15 protein-coding genes are annotated in these 15419 nt (G+C 65.0%); 5 read left to right on the forward strand and 10 right to left on the reverse strand.

Annotated features, from left to right (window positions below):
• Window positions 1-86 precede the first annotated feature (86 nt).
• Together JOE41_RS08290 and JOE41_RS08295 are read left to right on the forward strand one after the other, a co-directional pair.
• Complete coding sequence (locus JOE41_RS08290; protein WP_209751945.1) at window positions 87-1319, forward strand: amidohydrolase family protein; 1233 nt, start codon at window positions 87-89, stop codon at window positions 1317-1319.
• Window positions 1320-1549: 230 nt separating this feature from the next.
• Window positions 1550-2074 carry a flavodoxin domain-containing protein gene (locus JOE41_RS08295; protein WP_011693426.1) on the forward strand — a complete coding sequence of 175 codons (525 nt, stop codon included), beginning with the start codon at window positions 1550-1552 and terminating at the stop codon, window positions 2072-2074.
• Window positions 2075-2151: 77 nt separating this feature from the next.
• On the opposite strand, the gene JOE41_RS08300 is transcribed toward JOE41_RS08295, so the two are convergent.
• The 4 genes from JOE41_RS08300 to JOE41_RS08315 all read right to left on the reverse strand — a co-directional run bounded on the left by JOE41_RS08300 (window position 2152) and on the right by JOE41_RS08315 (window position 7546).
• Window positions 2152-3045, reverse strand: coding sequence for an NAD(P)-dependent oxidoreductase (locus JOE41_RS08300; protein ID WP_232223550.1), 894 nt, complete (start codon window positions 3043-3045; stop codon window positions 2152-2154).
• Between the two features lie 19 nt (window positions 3046-3064).
• Window positions 3065-4984, reverse strand: coding sequence for a TRAP transporter large permease subunit (locus JOE41_RS08305; RefSeq protein ID WP_245200667.1), 1920 nt, complete (start codon window positions 4982-4984; stop codon window positions 3065-3067).
• A gap of 84 nt (window positions 4985-5068) precedes the next feature.
• Entirely contained in the window at window positions 5069-6100 is a 1032-nt protein-coding gene (locus JOE41_RS08310) for a DctP family TRAP transporter solute-binding subunit (protein WP_043484304.1), read from the reverse strand.
• A 93-nt stretch (window positions 6101-6193) separates the two neighbouring features.
• Window positions 6194-7546, reverse strand: a complete 1353-nt coding sequence (locus JOE41_RS08315; protein WP_209751949.1) for an NAD(P)H-dependent oxidoreductase — start codon at window positions 7544-7546, stop codon at window positions 6194-6196.
• Window positions 7547-7795: 249 nt separating this feature from the next.
• Between JOE41_RS08315 and JOE41_RS08320 the strand changes: the two genes are divergently transcribed.
• Both JOE41_RS08320 and JOE41_RS08325 read left to right on the forward strand, forming a co-directional pair.
• Window positions 7796-8830, forward strand: a complete 1035-nt coding sequence (locus JOE41_RS08320; protein WP_209751951.1) for a LacI family DNA-binding transcriptional regulator — start codon at window positions 7796-7798, stop codon at window positions 8828-8830.
• A gap of 9 nt (window positions 8831-8839) precedes the next feature.
• Window positions 8840-9151 carry a putative quinol monooxygenase gene (locus tag JOE41_RS08325; protein WP_011693432.1) on the forward strand — a complete coding sequence of 104 codons (312 nt, stop codon included), beginning with the start codon at window positions 8840-8842 and terminating at the stop codon, window positions 9149-9151.
• A 98-nt stretch (window positions 9152-9249) separates the two neighbouring features.
• Here JOE41_RS08325 and JOE41_RS08330 read toward each other — a convergent pair whose 3' ends face one another.
• From JOE41_RS08330 to JOE41_RS08355, 6 genes are all read right to left on the reverse strand, one after another.
• Window positions 9250-10026 (reverse strand): hypothetical protein, encoded by a 777-nt coding sequence (locus JOE41_RS08330; protein ID WP_209751952.1) that lies wholly within the window; start codon window positions 10024-10026, stop codon window positions 9250-9252.
• Between the two features lie 137 nt (window positions 10027-10163).
• A complete protein-coding gene (locus JOE41_RS08335; RefSeq protein ID WP_245200668.1) occupies window positions 10164-11765 on the reverse strand; it encodes an HNH endonuclease signature motif containing protein in 1602 nt (533 codons plus the stop codon).
• A 53-nt stretch (window positions 11766-11818) separates the two neighbouring features.
• The gene (locus tag JOE41_RS08340; RefSeq protein WP_245200669.1) at window positions 11819-12694 is read right to left on the reverse strand and encodes an aminoglycoside phosphotransferase family protein; all 876 of its coding nucleotides are present in this window, start codon (window positions 12692-12694) and stop codon (window positions 11819-11821) included.
• Between the two features lie 177 nt (window positions 12695-12871).
• The gene (locus JOE41_RS08345; protein ID WP_011693437.1) at window positions 12872-13198 is read right to left on the reverse strand and encodes a winged helix-turn-helix domain-containing protein; all 327 of its coding nucleotides are present in this window, start codon (window positions 13196-13198) and stop codon (window positions 12872-12874) included.
• The gene (locus JOE41_RS08350) at window positions 13195-14223 is read right to left on the reverse strand and encodes a TerC family protein (protein WP_209751956.1); all 1029 of its coding nucleotides are present in this window, start codon (window positions 14221-14223) and stop codon (window positions 13195-13197) included. Before JOE41_RS08350 ends, JOE41_RS08345 begins: the two co-directional genes overlap by 4 nt.
• 184 nt (window positions 14224-14407) lie before the next feature.
• Window positions 14408-14704 (reverse strand): hypothetical protein, encoded by a 297-nt coding sequence (locus tag JOE41_RS08355; RefSeq protein ID WP_209751958.1) that lies wholly within the window; start codon window positions 14702-14704, stop codon window positions 14408-14410.
• A gap of 167 nt (window positions 14705-14871) precedes the next feature.
• On the opposite strand from JOE41_RS08355, the gene JOE41_RS08360 reads away from it, so the two are divergent.
• The gene (locus JOE41_RS08360) at window positions 14872-15411 is read left to right on the forward strand and encodes a TspO/MBR family protein (RefSeq protein WP_307800682.1); all 540 of its coding nucleotides are present in this window, start codon (window positions 14872-14874) and stop codon (window positions 15409-15411) included.
• Window positions 15412-15419: the final 8 nt, after the last annotated feature.

The raw sequence follows: 15419 nt of genomic DNA on the forward strand, positions 1-15419 counted from the left end.
ATGGTGCGGTAGGGAAGGCGCCGGTGCCACTGTACCGGAGCCTTCCCCGCCGTCGTGTTCACCAGCCCATCCGAAAGGAATGAATCATGCTCATCACTAACGTCCGCCCCTGGGGCGGGGACAACGTAGACCTCGAGGTTTACGAGGGGCGTATTGCAACCGTTCATCCCGCGGGGACCGGCGACGTGTCAGCTGACGCCGCCGGCGGCACGATCGACGGACGCGGCCGCATCGCCTTCCCCGCTTTCACGGACGTGCACGTCCACCTCGACTCGACCCGGATAGGACTGCCGTTTCGGGAGCACACCGCCTCTCCCGGGGTGTGGAACATGATGTGCAACGACCGGGAAAACTGGCGTGACACGCCCATCCCGTACGCGGATGTGGTGGCAGGAACGCTGGAACGGATGATTGCGCGGGGCACCACACGCGTCCGTTCCTATGCGCAGATCGATGTGGACTGCAAGCTTGAGCGCTTCGAAGCAGTCCTGGCGGCGAAGGAGCGCTTCGCCCACGCGGCCGAGGTAGAAGTCATGGCTTTCCCCCAGGCGGGCCTCCTCCTCGAGGACGGCACTGTGCCGCTCCTTGAGGAGGCCCTCCGTGCGGGGGCGACCACCATCGGCGGCATTGATCCCTGCCAGCTGGACCGCGACCCGGCCCGCCATCTGGACATCGTCTTCGGGCTGGCCGAGAAGTACGGGGTGGACGTTGATATTCACCTGCACGAGCCCGGCCATCTGGGGGTCTTCAGTGCGGAACTCATCTTCGAACGCACCCGCGCACTGGGCATGCAGGGACGCGTCTCGCTTTCCCACGCCTACGATCTGGCCAACGTCCACCCCGATGTGACCGCCCGGATCGTGGAGCAGATGGCCGAGCTGGACGTCGCCTGGGCGACCGTGGCCCCGGCAAGTGGAGGCGCCCAGTTCGACCTGGCCCGGATGACGGAGGCCGGGATCCGCGTTGGTCTGGGCGAGGATGGTCAACGGGATTACTGGAGTCCGTATGGCAATTGCGACATGCTCGACCGCACCTGGCAGCTGGCCTTCACGCACCGGCTGCGCAAGGACCGTCTCATCGAGCACTGCGCGGCGATCGCCACGGTCGGAGGCGCGTCCATCATGGACCGCACCGTCCCGCGGCTCACCAGCCCCGACGACCGGCCGGGCCTGACCCCAGGCGACCGGGCCGACGTCGTCCTGGTAGACGGCGAAACCGTCACCAGCACCGTCATGGACCGCGGCACCGACCGCACCGTCATACACGACGGCAGGCTCGTCGCCGACGGGCTGGCTGTTCTTCCACGCGCAGCCGGGTAATAAACACCGGCCCCATTCGTCATCATCGGTGACCAACACGAAACGAACCGGCGGCAGCCCCGGAGTCCGCCGCCCGGGCCGCGGCCAGCGGTGAAAAGCCGGCTCCCGTTCCGGGTCGTTCGACCCTACGGCTGCATCCCCGGGCGTGCTCAGACTGGTGTGAGAAGGTCCGTGGATCATTCAGGCGATGCCCTCTTCGCGCGCGGGCCGTCAGCACAAGGAGGCCAATCATGGCCAAGATCTACCTTCCCTACGGGACTACCGAGGGGCAGACTGCCAAGATCGCCGAGTACATCGCGGACGTGGTGCGGGCACACGGCCACAGCGCGGACCCGGCGGACATCAAGCAGGCCGGGGACACGATCCCGGACGGGTACGACGCCGTGATCGTTGGCGCGTCGGTCCACCTGGGAAAGCACGAAGACTACGTCCGGGATTTCGTGCGGAAGAACGGTGATGTCCTGACGCGCCTCCCGTCCGCGCTCTTTTCTGTCAGCCTGGCTGCCCACGGGGACGCCGAGAACGCGGAGAGCTACGTCGAGAAATTCGAGCATGAAACGGGCTGGCGGCCTGCTCGGGTGGGACTCTTCGGCGGGGCGCTGCTCTACACGCAGTACGGGTTCCTCAAGCGGCACATGATGAAGAAGATCGCCAGCGACAAAGGCAGCCTGGATACCGACACATCGCAGGATTACGTCTACACCGAGTGGGATGGTGTCAGGCGGTTCGCAGAGGACTTCCTCGGCAGCTTGTGAGCTGATCCCCCGTTCCCGGCGACGCCACTCCCTCGTAGGCGCGCCGTTGCGTTTGGCGCCGTTCCCCTGTCTGGAGGCTAAGACAGTAAGGTCCGGTAGATCCCTGTATGGTCCATGTCGCCGTCGCCGGCCGCGATCATCTCTTCGAACGAACTCTGCAGGCACGCAGCCAACGGAAGGTTTATCCCGTGTGCCGCGGCAATCTCGGCTATGAAGTTGAGGTCTTTGAGCTGGTTCTTCGCAGAACCGCCACCCTCGAAGTCCTGGTCGATCCAGCGGTGTCCCTTTTGCCTTAGGACCTCTGAGTTGGCAAGGCCGCCTGCCAGGGTGGTTTGCACCTTCTCAAGGTCCAATGCGGCAGTGCTTGCGAGGGCCATCGCTTCGGCCAGGGCGTTTACCGTGGCGGCGACGACGATCTGGTTGCACGCCTTCACCGTTGACCCCGCGCCGGTTTTGCCGAAATGAACGGCTGTCGAGCTGTATAGCCCGAAGAGCGGGGTCAAGCGCTCCACGGCCTCGGCCGGTCCGCCAACCATGATGCTCAGCCGGCCCTCTTCAGCACCGATGGTTCCGCCACTGAGGGGTGCGTCCACGACGGTCAGTCCCCAGTTTCGCAGGCAGTCGTCGGCGAACTCCGCGACCGCCACCGGTGACACCGTCCCGTGAATCACCAAGACCGGATGCTCGATGCCGGCGGCCTTCCATCCTGCCAGCAGGCCGTCCTCGCCGGGAAGTAGCGCCGCAACCTGGGGGAGGTCGGGCAATACAGTCAGCACGACTTCGCTTGCGGCCGCGGCCGGGGTGGCTACGACGGTCCCTCCCCCGATCGCGCGGGCCTTTTCCGCTGTGCGGTTCCAGAGAGTAAGCGGAACGTGGCCGGCGAGGATGTTCCGGGCGATCGGGGCCCCCATGGGCCCCGTGCCGATGAGGGCCACGGAGCCGCGGAAGCCGGGCATTTCCTTCTCACTCATTGCGGGTGTTGTCATTCGCTTAGAAGGGGATCAGTCCGGCGAGGGCGGGAAGGAATGTGCTGAACCACGGGACTGCGGCAAGAACGAGGAGCCCGAGGAACACGGCGATGAGGTAGGGCCAGAAGTGCTTGAGGCTCTTCTCGACAGTTTCGTGGGCGGTTGCGCAGGCGACGTAGAAGCCGACGCCGGCTGGCGGTGCGAATGAGCCGATACCCATGGAGATGATCAGTACCATCGCGTACTGCACCGGGTTGACGCCGAAGTCGACGGCGATCGGCAGGAGCAGGGGCGCGAAGATCAGTACCGCGGGGAGGCCTTCAAGGAGCTGGCCCATGATGATCAGCAGGACGATGGTGAACAGCATAAAGAGCAGTGGTGAGTCGCCGAGCCCTGACATGAGGTCGTGGATCTGCTGGGAGACACCTGCAAGCGCGAGGGTCTGGGCCAGCGGCGACGCCGCCGCGATGATAAACAACACCATTCCCGCCGTCGTCGTGGTTTCCCGCAGCGTGTCACCCAGCAGCCGCTTGCTGCCGCGCCGGTAAGCGGCGGCGAGGATGAAGGCGTAGGCGACGGCCACGGACGACACTTCAGTGGGTGTGGCAAAGCCGCTGAGGATTCCCACCACCATGCCCACAGGAAGCAGGAGAGTCGGAATTGCGAAGAAGGTTGCCGATCCGCGTTCACGCCAGCTGGATTTGGGGCTGGCGACGCCGCCCTGTTTGCGGGCGCGGAAGAAGACGAGTGCCATGACGCAGAGGGCCAGGAAGGCGGCGGGAACGAAGCCGGCCAGGAACAGCGTGGTGGTGGAGATGGTGGTGATGGATCCAAGGATCAGGAGCACGATGCTCGGCGGGATGGTTTCGCCCATGATGGCCGAGGCCGACAGGACGGCGACGACTTCTCCACGGGGGTACTTTCGTTCTTCGAGCATGCCGCGCATCGTGGTCCCCACTGCTGCGACGTCGGCCACCTTGGAGCCGGAGATGCCGGAGAAGATGTACATGGTCACGACGACCACCTGGAGCAGGCCGCCGCGCAGGTGCCCGATCAGGGCATCGACTAGCTTGGCCAGCGGGAGGGTCAGGCCGGCGGAGTTCATGACCGTGCCGGCAAGGATAAAGAACGGGATCGCCAGAAGGACGAAGCCCTTAGCCCCGGAAGCCATTCCGATGGGGATGGCGCTGACCTCGGAAATGCCGCCCAGGTAAAGGTAGATCCCGGATGCCAGGGCAAGGACGAATGCGATGGGCAGGCCCAGGAACAGCAGCATGAACAAAAGCAGGAGGACGACGCCGAGCAGGACGTTGGGGGTGGCGTAGTAGAAAAGCGGCTGGGCCACAAGGACGAGAACAATCAGTCCGGCGGCGATTCCCGCAGCAATGAGTGCCGGCCGGCGGTCCTGGCGCCACAGTTTGAGGAGGGCGAACCAGGCGATCAGCACCATGCCGACGGAGAAGGGCAGTGAGACCCAGAAAACGGGCAGCTGCAGGATCGGGGTCTTTTCCTCGATCTGCTGGACAAGGGTGGGAACGAACAGCGCAAATGCGCCTGCGCTCATAATGAACACCAGCCAGTCGACCAGGGCGGCCAGGTAAGGCTTCCAAGTGGCGGGGAGGCGCATGATGAGGGCCTGGACGGACATGTGCGCGCCCTTGGGGTACGCGATGGCGCCGCCGATGAAAGCGATGGTCAGCAGCGCGATCTCGGAGACTTCCTGGGTCCAGAGCACGGAATCGCCGGTGATCACCCTCACCATGATGTTCAGCAGGATCACGACGAGCTCCGCGAGGATGGCAGCGCCCACAACCCATTCAAGCGTTTTGTCGAGCCACAGGGCACCGCTCCAACGCGGGGGTACATGGCCGTGGTGGAGTATCTCTTCCGCGTCCGAGGGGAGGACCTCCTCGAGTTCCTCGGGCGTAGTGATGTTTTTCATGGGCTTCCAGACTGTCGACATTGAGAGTGGGACTTTTCCTTGCGGGTGGCCCGGGGAGCATTCGGCTCCCCGGGCCGGCGGGGGCTACTTGGTGGTGGTGAAAGCGATGGCCTGGTCGAAGAAGTCCTTGCCGATCAGCTGGGAGAAGGTCGGGTAAAGGCTCTTGGAAGCCGCTTTGAATTCCTCCAGACCGGAGGCGCTGAGCTCGTTGGATTTCATGCCCTTGGCGGTGAGTTCCTCGAGCTGCTTCTTGGACTGCTCGGCGTCGTAACCGGTCTTAAAGGTGGCGGTTTCCTCAGAGGCGTCCGTGAGGGCCTTCTTCTGCTCATCGGTGAGGGTGTCCCACTTCTTCGAGGAGAGGGCGAGTACCCAGGCGTCGTTGATGTGGTTGGTCATCGAAATGTACTTCTGGACTTCGGAGAACTTGTTCGTCCACGGCACCTCAATCGGGTTTTCCTGGCCGTTGATCGTTCCGGTCTGCAGACCGGTGAAGACCTCAGAGAATGCCATGGTGGTGGGGCTGGCGCCGAGCTTGCTGAAGTAGTCGGTCCACAACGGGTTGCCTGGAACCCTGATCTTTAGTCCCTTCAGATCCGAGGGCTGTTCGATGGGGCGAACGGAGTTCGTAATTTCCCGGCCGGTCCGGGTGAGGAAGGAAAGCGCGACCGTGTCTTTGGCGGCAAGCTTTTCCTTCAGCGCCTGGCCCGGCTTTCCTGCCAGGAACGCCGCTTCCTCGGTGGTGTCTTTGAAGAGGAACGGAATGCTGATGGCGTTCATTTCAGGTACGACGGCTGCGTAGACGGACGTCGACAGGATAAGTGCATCGAGGGAACCGCCCTGCAGGCGTGTCACAGCCGCGTTCTGGTCTCCACTGAAGCTCGTTCCGTTGGGGACAACGGTGACAGTCACGGACCCGTTGGACGTCTTCTTGACCTGGTCGGCGAAATGCTGGGCCGAGACACCGACGGAGGACGTGAGCGGATCGGGGATGGAGAGCTGGATCTTGGCCACCGGCGCTCCAGTCCCGCCGGAGGCCCCTGAGGCACATCCGGCGAGGACTGAGGCGGCGAGGGTGCATGCCAGCACTCCGGTGAGGGCGCGGGTCTTGGATTTCATGTGATGCCTTTCTTCATTGGAAGGAGTCTTGTTCCGGAGGCGTGAACGTCATCGGCCGAAGTTCATTGCCGCGCCCGGTTTGGTGCGGGAGGGTCAGGCGTTGATTGCGAATTCCGCGACGAGCGCTTCGGTTTCCCGGCGAACCTCCAGGGCCTGGGCCAGGGAGTCGTCCATGATGACGTCGTCCCAGCCCACGATTCCGCCCTTGGCCACGTCGTTCCGCAGTTCCACGTGGTGGGCCAACGCAACCGGGAGGGCGCCGGTTGCGACGGAGTGCTTGGCCGAAACCAGCTGACCCCAGACCGTGTACCCGCCTTCGCCGTCGAGGAATTCGCCGGCTTTGAGGTTCTTCTTTGCTGTCGCAACAACGTCGCCGAAGAACCCGATCGGCGAACCTGTGGAGATCCCGCGGAGAGCTGCGTTGGCGATGGACATATTCAATTCGAGGCCCACGTAGTGGTAGGGGCGGTAGAGCGCGGCGTACTGGCCGGTGGGGTCCGGGTGCCACGGGTACTCAGTGAAGCAGCCGGAAACGTAGGCGTTGGTGGCCTTGACCACGACGAACACGCCCTCCTGGGTGTTGTGCGGGATCCACGTGCCGTCACGCTTGACGCTGGACATGACGTCAACGGTTCCTTCGTGGGCGAGGACTCCCCCGGCGTCGGCCGGACGGCAGATTGTGGCGATCTCTTCAACGTCCCCCGGCGTAAACGTAAGCCCGGTGTCGGAAGGCACGAGTCCGGCGCCGTTGGCTACGGCGGCCATCTCGATGGAGGCCTTTGTGCCGTCACGGAAGGAGGTGTGCATATTCGGGTTCAGCTGCCCGGAATCGGTGAGTTCCTTGGAGAACTCCCAGTTCTCCCAGACGTTGTCGGGATTCATCTCGTGATAGTGCTCAAGGAACTTTGCGCCCTTGCCGGCACAGACAACATCGAAGCCGCTGGTGCGTGCCCAGTCGACAAGTTCCATGATGAGGGCCGGCTGGTCACCGTAAGCCATCGAATAGACCACACCGGCGGCTTCTGCGCGCCTGGCAAGGGCCGGACCCGCCAGGGCGTCGGCCTCCACCGTGACCATGATGATGTGCTTCTTCGTCTCGATGGCACGCAGTGCATGCTTCACTCCGACGATGGGGTTGCCCGTCGCTTCGACAATGACGTCGATATCTACATCAAAGAGCTCGTCCGCGTTGGCCACGATGGTCGTGGAGCGGTCCCTGAGGGCGGTAGCGATGTCCGGCGCGATCTGGTTCTTGGGCCAACCCACAAGCTCGAATGCCCCTTCGGCGCGCTTGACGTTGATGTCGGCGATAGCGACGACATGGATTCCCGGGATGTTGTTTGCCTGAGCCAGGTACATGGTGCCGTAGCGGCCGGCTCCGATGAGTCCGACTCGGATCGGACGGCCATCCTGCTCGCGGTCGCTAAGAAGCTTGTGGAGGTTCATGGGGATCTCTCTGATTGGCGTTCCGCGTCGAGAAGGGCCCTCCACCGGAGGGGCGGAGCAACTTCTTCGTCGCAAATAGGAATTTTAGGACCGGAGTGGAACCGGTTCCACTTTTGTACCAGTCAGTGATAGGCTGTGTCAACAGTCACACCGGAACGCAAACGAAGGTTTCTCAGCGAGCATCCCAGGGCCAACGAAACAGCTCTTAGTGATCGCACGCCAGGCCAGGACCCTCACCGAGGAGGAGAAGTGAAGAAGGCGCCAACAATTCGCGATGTCGCGTCGGCGGCCGGAGTTTCAGTCTCGGTGGTGTCCCGCGTACTGAATCCGGACTCAGGCCCGGTCGCGCCGGCCAAGCGCGAAACGGTGTTGCGGGTCATTGATGAACTCGGGTACCGGCCCCGCGCCGCCGCCCGTGAACTCAGCGTCGGCCATACCCCCACCATTGGCCTGGTGGTGGCAGACCTGGCCAACCCCTTTTTTGCGCACCTAGCCGACCGCGTTGTCTGGGAGGCCCGCAGCCACGGCGTTCAGGTGATGGTGATGACCACCCAGGAAGACCCCCACCTCGAAGCCGACAGCCTGGACACACTCCTTGACCGCTCAGTGGGAGGGGTCATTGCCACGCCCACCGGAGCAAACATTGAGAAGTGGGCACGCCTCCAGTCCCTGGGTGTGAATGTTGTCTTCGTCGACCGCACCATTCCGGAACTCGAAGACGTGGACCTGGTGAGCATCGAAAACGTAGATTCGGCCCGACGCGCCACCGAACACATGCTCGGCCTCGGACACAGGCGTATTGGCCTCATTACCGGGCCCGTCAGCACCTCGACGGGGCGGTCCAGGATCGAGGGCTACAAAGCCGCGCACAACAACTTTTCGATCAGCGTGGACCCCCAGCTCATCCGGGATGTAGCGTTCCGGGGAGACGGCGGGGGTGACGCCGTCGGGTCTCTTCTGGCCCTGCCGGACCGCCCCACGGCGCTCATTGTGGCCAACACCGCCCAGGTTCTGAGCTCCGTCCGACGCCTTGTCCAGATCGGCGTGCGGATACCTGACGATCTGTCGGTCATTGTCTTTGACGACAACCCCTGGACAGAACTGACCAACCCGCCGTTGAGCGTGATCCGTCAGCCGATCGACATGCTCGCGGTGCACTCGTTGGAGCTGGTTCTGGGCAGGATGCAGGGACGGCTCCCTGCGGCTCCCCGCACGATTGAAGTTAAGGCCGACTTTGTCCCACGCAGCAGTTGCTCACCTCTCGCCCTCTCCCCTATCAGCTAAGGAAATTTCATGACTGTCATTGTCACCGCAGAATTCACTCCCAAAGAGGGCGCCTACGACCAGGTGGTCGCCGCGCTCTCCCCCGCCATTGCAGAGGTGCACGAAGAACCCGGCTGCCTGCTGTACGCCATCCATGAATCGCCGACCGGCCAGATCATGATGATTGAAAAGTGGGAAAGCGCCGAGCTGCTCGATGCCCACGGCGCCGGCGATGCCGTCAAACGGCTCAACGCCTCGCTCGAGGGTCTTCTGGAGAAACCGGTGGATGTCACGCGACTGGTGCCGATCCCCGCCGGGACTCCCCACCAGGGCGAACTCTAAGCAGTACCCGATACGGGCAGCGGACGACGGCGGGACTTCCCGCCGCTCCGATTGCGTTTGATCTGGGGAATGTCCCCCCGAAACGAGAGGTCCGCCGGCTATTCCGGCAGGCGGCCGACGTCGCTGACGGGTCCCTTACGGCGCCGCCGCAGCTGTTGACCCGGCACCGACGGCGGGCCTGCCAACGGGAGGTCTTCCCGCCGTCGTCCGGCCAGCTCGCTAAACCGGTCGACAGCCTGCTGGGCCGCCGCCTGCAAGTCCGGAACCAGGGAAGCGGCCCGGGCATAGGTGCCAACTGCGGTTAGGGCTTCGGTTAGCAGCCGGAGGGGAATCTCCCCGGATGCGCCACCGCCCTGCATCAGTACGGCCCCGCGATCAGCCGCCAGCGTGTCAGCCATGGTGCCCACGGTGATGCGCTGCCACACGTCAGGGATGCTCTCCACGCTCACCAGACTTTCGCGCAGCGGCCATGTTGCGATGAATCGGGCAAGCCACGCCTTGTGCCGCTTTTTGTGCCGCCATTCCTGCCAATGCGGGTAGAAGCTGAAGACGATTGCGAACGGCGCGATGATTCCCAGCAACACAAGCGCCCAGTCCGCTTCCCCTTGGTAGGGCCCGTCTGCCGCGTCGCTGTAGACGGACCACATCACGCCGGCGGCGATGCACGACAGAATCCACGTGACGCCCAAGACATCCCGGATGCGTTTCTGTGATCTGGTGGCGTACTGGACGGGGGCCGGTTCGGAGACGATGAGAGCTTCAGCCGCAGTGAGCCCGGTGTTCAGCAGTTTGGATGTCCCGGCATCCTGCAAACCCGACGGGTGCGGCACTTCCAGGTACACCGGCGGTAGTCCCTGCGTTTCCTGGGCAGGCACAGCAGTTCCCTCGTCCACGTCTCCCCCAATAAGGCCGTCCGGCTAGGACTCTTGAGTATAAGGGCCGCCCCGGGCAGTCCTCGGCATTCGCCACCGGTGGTTGCCTGGGCAGCGGGCAGGACCGTGCACGGGTGATCCTATGCCGCGATGAATTGTGCCCAGTCAGGGAAGGGGTCGGCGGGTAGTGGTGGCCCGGTCTCGCCGGGACCGGGGGCACCGGCACGTATGTCCGGCCAGTCGGGTGGTTCCCACTGGGGGTCTTCGCCTGCGGGGTTGCCCTCGGCGCCGGCGGGTATGTCCGGCCAGTGGGGTGGTTCCCATTCCGGTACCCACTCCGGGTCGTCGTCCTCCACCGCGGGGTTTTCGCCCGCGGGCTCCGCGCCGGCGGGTATGTCGGGCCAGTGTGGTGGTTCCCAGTCCTGTTGTTCGCTGGGGTAGGAGCGTCCTGCGGGTGAGATCCAGCCCGGTGGCTGGTCCCGGGTGGCCCCGACCGGCGTCCATGCTGTGGTGTGTTTGAGCCGGTGGTGCTTCGGGCATGGCTGGCCCAGGTTGGTGATACCGGTGCCGCCACCTGCGGACCAGGCCAGCAGGTGGTCCGCTTCGTTATCCAGGGAGTGGTTGTTGCAGCCGGGAAACGGGCACCGGCCGTCCCGAAGCCGCAGCCATTGGCGCATCGCTTTCGGAACCGGGTATCTGCTGCGTCCGATCTCCAGCGGCGCCCCGCTGCGCGGGTCGGTCAGCACACGCAGGAACGATCCGGCGCCCTCGCCGAGAAGCCGTCGGGCCATGGACGGCGGAACAGGACCATACCCGTCCAGGGTGGCCGGTTCCGTCCCCGCGCCCAGCAGCGACACCACCGGGACGGTCACCAACACCTGCGCCTTCGGCGACGGAACACCCTCGGCAACGCCGGCGATGAGCCAGTCAGCGGCGACGTCCGCACGGAGCTGGGTCAGGGTCCGGGATTCGGCCGGGCCCTGCAGGGCACGCGCCGCGTCCGTGGCACGGGCCCACACCCCCGCTGCCACGTCCGCACTCACATAGGCCGAGAGCCAGGCCATCCCGTCCCGGTCCGGGGCATAGTCCAGCCGGCGGTCCTCCACGGCCTTGCGGTGGCGTGCTTCGAGGCTGACCGGATGGTGCCGCTCACGCCAGCTGCGCGCCTTGGCCCGGAACCTGCCCGGCACCAGCTGCCCGGCCGGGCAGCCCCGCGCAGCAAAGGGAGCCCCGGGGTCCAGGAAATGAGCCTCCAGGGCAGCAGCCGCGACCGGGTCCAGACCGGATGTTTCATCACACATGATGCGCGCGTGCTGCCACGAAATGCCCCCAGCCCGCAGCGCGGACAGCGTCAGCGGCAACCCGGTACTCAGAAGGGCTGACTCCGCCAGGAACGCCGCTGCCGACCGTTCACCCACCGTCAGGACACAGGCCACCTCCGCCGTGACCGCCATCTCCTGCGCGGTGCGCTCCCGCGGGGAAACGGCCGGGGCCGCCAAGGCCGCGGCAGCGCGGACGTACCCGGCGGCGAAGTGCACCTTCACCGCGGCCAGCATGGCCTCCAGGCCACCCACCCCCGCCAGGCCGTCCAGGCACGCGTCCGCCTCGTCCCGCAAAGGATCAGCACCAGACGAGGCCAGGTTCCCGGCGCCGTTCCCGGCCCCGCGGCCGGCACACGCAGCCAACGCAGCAAGGGAAGCCCCCATGGCCTCCAACGTCTCCGCAACCGCCTTGCCGTCCATACCCACAGCATGACAGCAGGCTCTGACAATTAACGCGGGAGTTGCAGGCAAAGTCAGCCTTCCAGGACCTGCCTGATCCCGAACTCCCCCACGGCGAACATCCGCGGATTATCGTCGGAGTTGCTCAGCATGGCGGTGGACAGGATGAGAGCCCAGCCCCGGGCCCTCATCCAGGTGTCCCATTCCACTGCGGGGCCAAAGGCGTCCGTGAAGCGGCGGCGGGCGCCGGCGTCGAACATCAGCCACCCCACCGCGAGGTCGACAGCCGGGTCCCCCGCCCCGACGTCGCCGAAATCGATGACGCCGGCCAGCGAGCCGTCCTCCGCCAGCAGGATATTGCCCGGGTGAAGGTCGCCGTGGAGCATCATCGCCGGGCCGTCCCAGGCTCTAGCGGCACACGCCTGCGCCCACACCTCCTTCAGTGCTGCCGCCTGCGGGTAGCGTCCGCGGTCCGCGAGCCGTTCCACCACCGCAGAGGTACGGTCCGTCAGCGGCACGCCGCGGAAAGGATTCACCGGGACGCCGGTTTCGGCGGGCACGTGGAGGGACAGGAGGAACTCGGCCAGGCCCTCGGCGGCCGGCCCGCGGTCTGCAAGGCCGGCGTCGGCAGCGGCGGCTCCGGGGACCCACCGCACGATGCTCCACGGCCAAGGAAAGTCCAACGTCGGCCGGCCGGCATGGACAGGGACAGGAACCGCAAACGGGGAGCGTCGGGCTATGCCGGGAAGGTAACGCAGCTCATGCAGTATCAGGGAAACCGCCTCCGGCCTGCGTGGCAGCCGGACGGCCAGGTCGTCGCCGAGCCGGAAAGTCGCGTTGTCCCAGCCATTCGCCACCCGCTCCAACGGACGATCGCCGAGGTCGGGCCGCTGGTCCCGGACGAGGCCCTGGACGACGGCGTCACTCACTTCCACCGTGGCTGGTGGCATTCCCGCCATTCAAGGTTCCGCCTTCCTTGTTCCTGCGTCTAAATGTTCCGGCGAGGTATCCGGCCCCTTCCATTGTCAGGTACGGACGTTACGGTCCTCCTTGGGGGCGCACTGCCAAGCGGACGACGGCGGGACGTCCCGCCGTCGTCCGCTTGCGTTTGAAAACGGGCAACGTTCTTACGGCGCCGGATCGGAGAACAGGCGGATCAGCCCGTCGATTTCGCGTGCTGCCTCGGTGGGATGCCGGAAATGCTGATGCGGTTCAATGTTGTAGAAGGTGCGGCGTCCCACCCGGGTGCGGTGCAGGTATCCGCCGCTTTCAAGGTCTTTGAGGATCTGGAGGGCCGCCCGCGGCGTGATGCCCACCCGGTCGGCGATGTCCGCCACACGCATTTCGGGGTCCGCCGCCACGGCCAGCAGCACGTGCCCGTGGTTGGTGAGGAAGGTCCACCCGGCCCGCCCGGAAGCGGGCAGGCCGGGGCGGGATGCTTCCTCCGGGTTCACGTCCGGACCGATTTCTTACCGGGACGCCGCCACAACGGTTCCAGCGCTTCGATCTCCTCGGCTGAGGCGGTTCCGAAGGGCGGGTTCTGCGGTGCGGGGAGCGCGTGACGTGCCTGCCCGCGGGTGACCCAGAGGCTTGCCGCGATGGATACGCCGAGGATTGTGGCGATGACGGCGAGCGACACCGGGGTGGGGATGTAGTAGATGTCGATCTTGAGGAGCATCTTGATGCCGACCCAGATCAGGACGAGTGCCAGGCCGATCTTGAGGTAGATGAACCGGTGGATCAGGTCGGCCAGGAGGAAGTACATGGCCCGGAGTCCCAGGATGGCGAAGGCGTTGGCGGTGAAGACGAGGAATACTTCGTCGGTGACCGCGAAGATTGCCGGAATGGAGTCAACCGCGAAGATGATGTCGGTGACTTCAACCAGCACCAGGACGGCCAGCAACGGGGTGGCGAGGAGGGCGCCGCGCTTGCGGATCAGGAACCGCTGGCCGTGGAAGTCCTCGGTCATGGGCACCCGTCGGCGGAAGAGCGCCAGCGCCTTGGATTTCTCCGGGTCCAGGTGCTCGTTGCGGTGGCGAATCATCTGGTAGCCGGTGTAGAGCAGGAAGGCCGCGAAGAGGTACAGCACCCATCCGGCGCTGGCGATGATCGCGGAGCCGGCCGCGATGAAGATGCCGCGGAACACCAGCGCGCCCAGCACACCGAAGAACAGGACGCGGTGCTGGTACTCCCGGGGCACCGCGAAGTACGTGAAGATGATGGCCCAGATGAACACGTTGTCCACGGCCAGGGACTTCTCGATCAGGTATCCGGCGAAGTACTGCTGGCCGAACTCGGCCCCGTAGATCCGCCATACCAGCGCACCGAAACCAATTCCGAAGGCAACCCAGACAGCCGACCACAGGGCCGCCTCCCGGACACCGATCACATGTGCCTTGCGGTGCGCGAAAAGGTCCACAGCCAGCATGAGGACAATGAAGCCAAGAACGGCCAACCAGGCCCATAGGGGAACGTTCATCAGACAAAACCCGCTTCCAGTCAGTTCAACCAACTGGAGGTCTTTCCCGGTCCTCTGGGGACCTGTCCCGCCGGGCCGTTCAGGGACGGCCGGACTGACGACGGAACATTCAGGGGATACTCCCCTCCGTACGAAATAGTGAAACATATTTCACCTGTTACGGCAATGGGTGAGCGGGCGGCTTTCAGGCCGGGGGACGCGGCTCGACGTGGAGGGTTTCCAGATAGTCCTCGTCGTACTTGTCGTCCCGGACGTCGTCATTTGGGAAACCACCGGGAAGGCTGCCCTGAATGAGGCCGGCCAGAAGGACGTGCTCAAGCCGCACCTCGGTGTTCATAGCGGTTGCCTGGACGGTTCCCGTGGCCGTACCCGGTATTTTTGCGTTGGCCATCTCATCGATGCCGGCCACGCTGGCTGCGACCAGGAAGAACGCCGCGACGGCGGCCAGCCCGCGAACTGTTCTCCTTCTCCATGCGCTCATACCCTGATCGTCGTCCACCCGCATTGGAACAAGTCACCGATTGCCTATGGGCAGGCTGTGAAAGCCAGTAGGCGAACGACGGCGGGCGGACGACGGCGGGGGTCCCGCCGTCGTGGTTTGACGGTCGTGGTTTGACGGGAGGGCTCGCAGTTGTTCACAGTAAGTCAGTGCTCTTGAACGTTGAACAAAGCGCCCCGGGCACTCCCGCCCCCGGCACCCGGCCGCGGAGGCGGCAGATCGCGGCCCTCCTCGGTTTCTTGGCGGCGTCCTGTGCGGTGTCGCTGCTGGGCTCCCTGCCGATCAGGATGAACAGTGCCTGGTACGCGGCCGCGGACAAGGCACCGTGGACCCCGCCGGGGTGGATGTTCGGCTCGGTCTGGCTGGTGCTATACGCCGCCATGGCGGTGGCGGCATGGCTGGTGTGGCGTCAGCAGCGGCACCCGCGCCGGCCGGCGCTCAAGGTCTATGGCAGCCTGCTGCTGCTGAACCTGTCGTGGCCGCTGATGTTTTTCGGCATGTATCCGATGATGGGCACCGCAGCCCTGTGGCTGGCGCTGCTGGTGATCGCGGCGCACGCGGTGATTGCGACCCTCGCCGTGCTGCACTTCGGGCCGATCAGTACGACGGCGGGGGTACTGATGCTGCCCTACGTTTCGTGGCTGGTGTTCTCGGGCAGCCTGAACCTGTACGCGGCCCTGAACAACTAGGGTTCGCC

This window comes from Arthrobacter sp. PvP103 (genome assembly GCF_017833075.1).
Classification (GTDB): Bacteria; Actinomycetota; Actinomycetes; order Actinomycetales; family Micrococcaceae; genus Arthrobacter.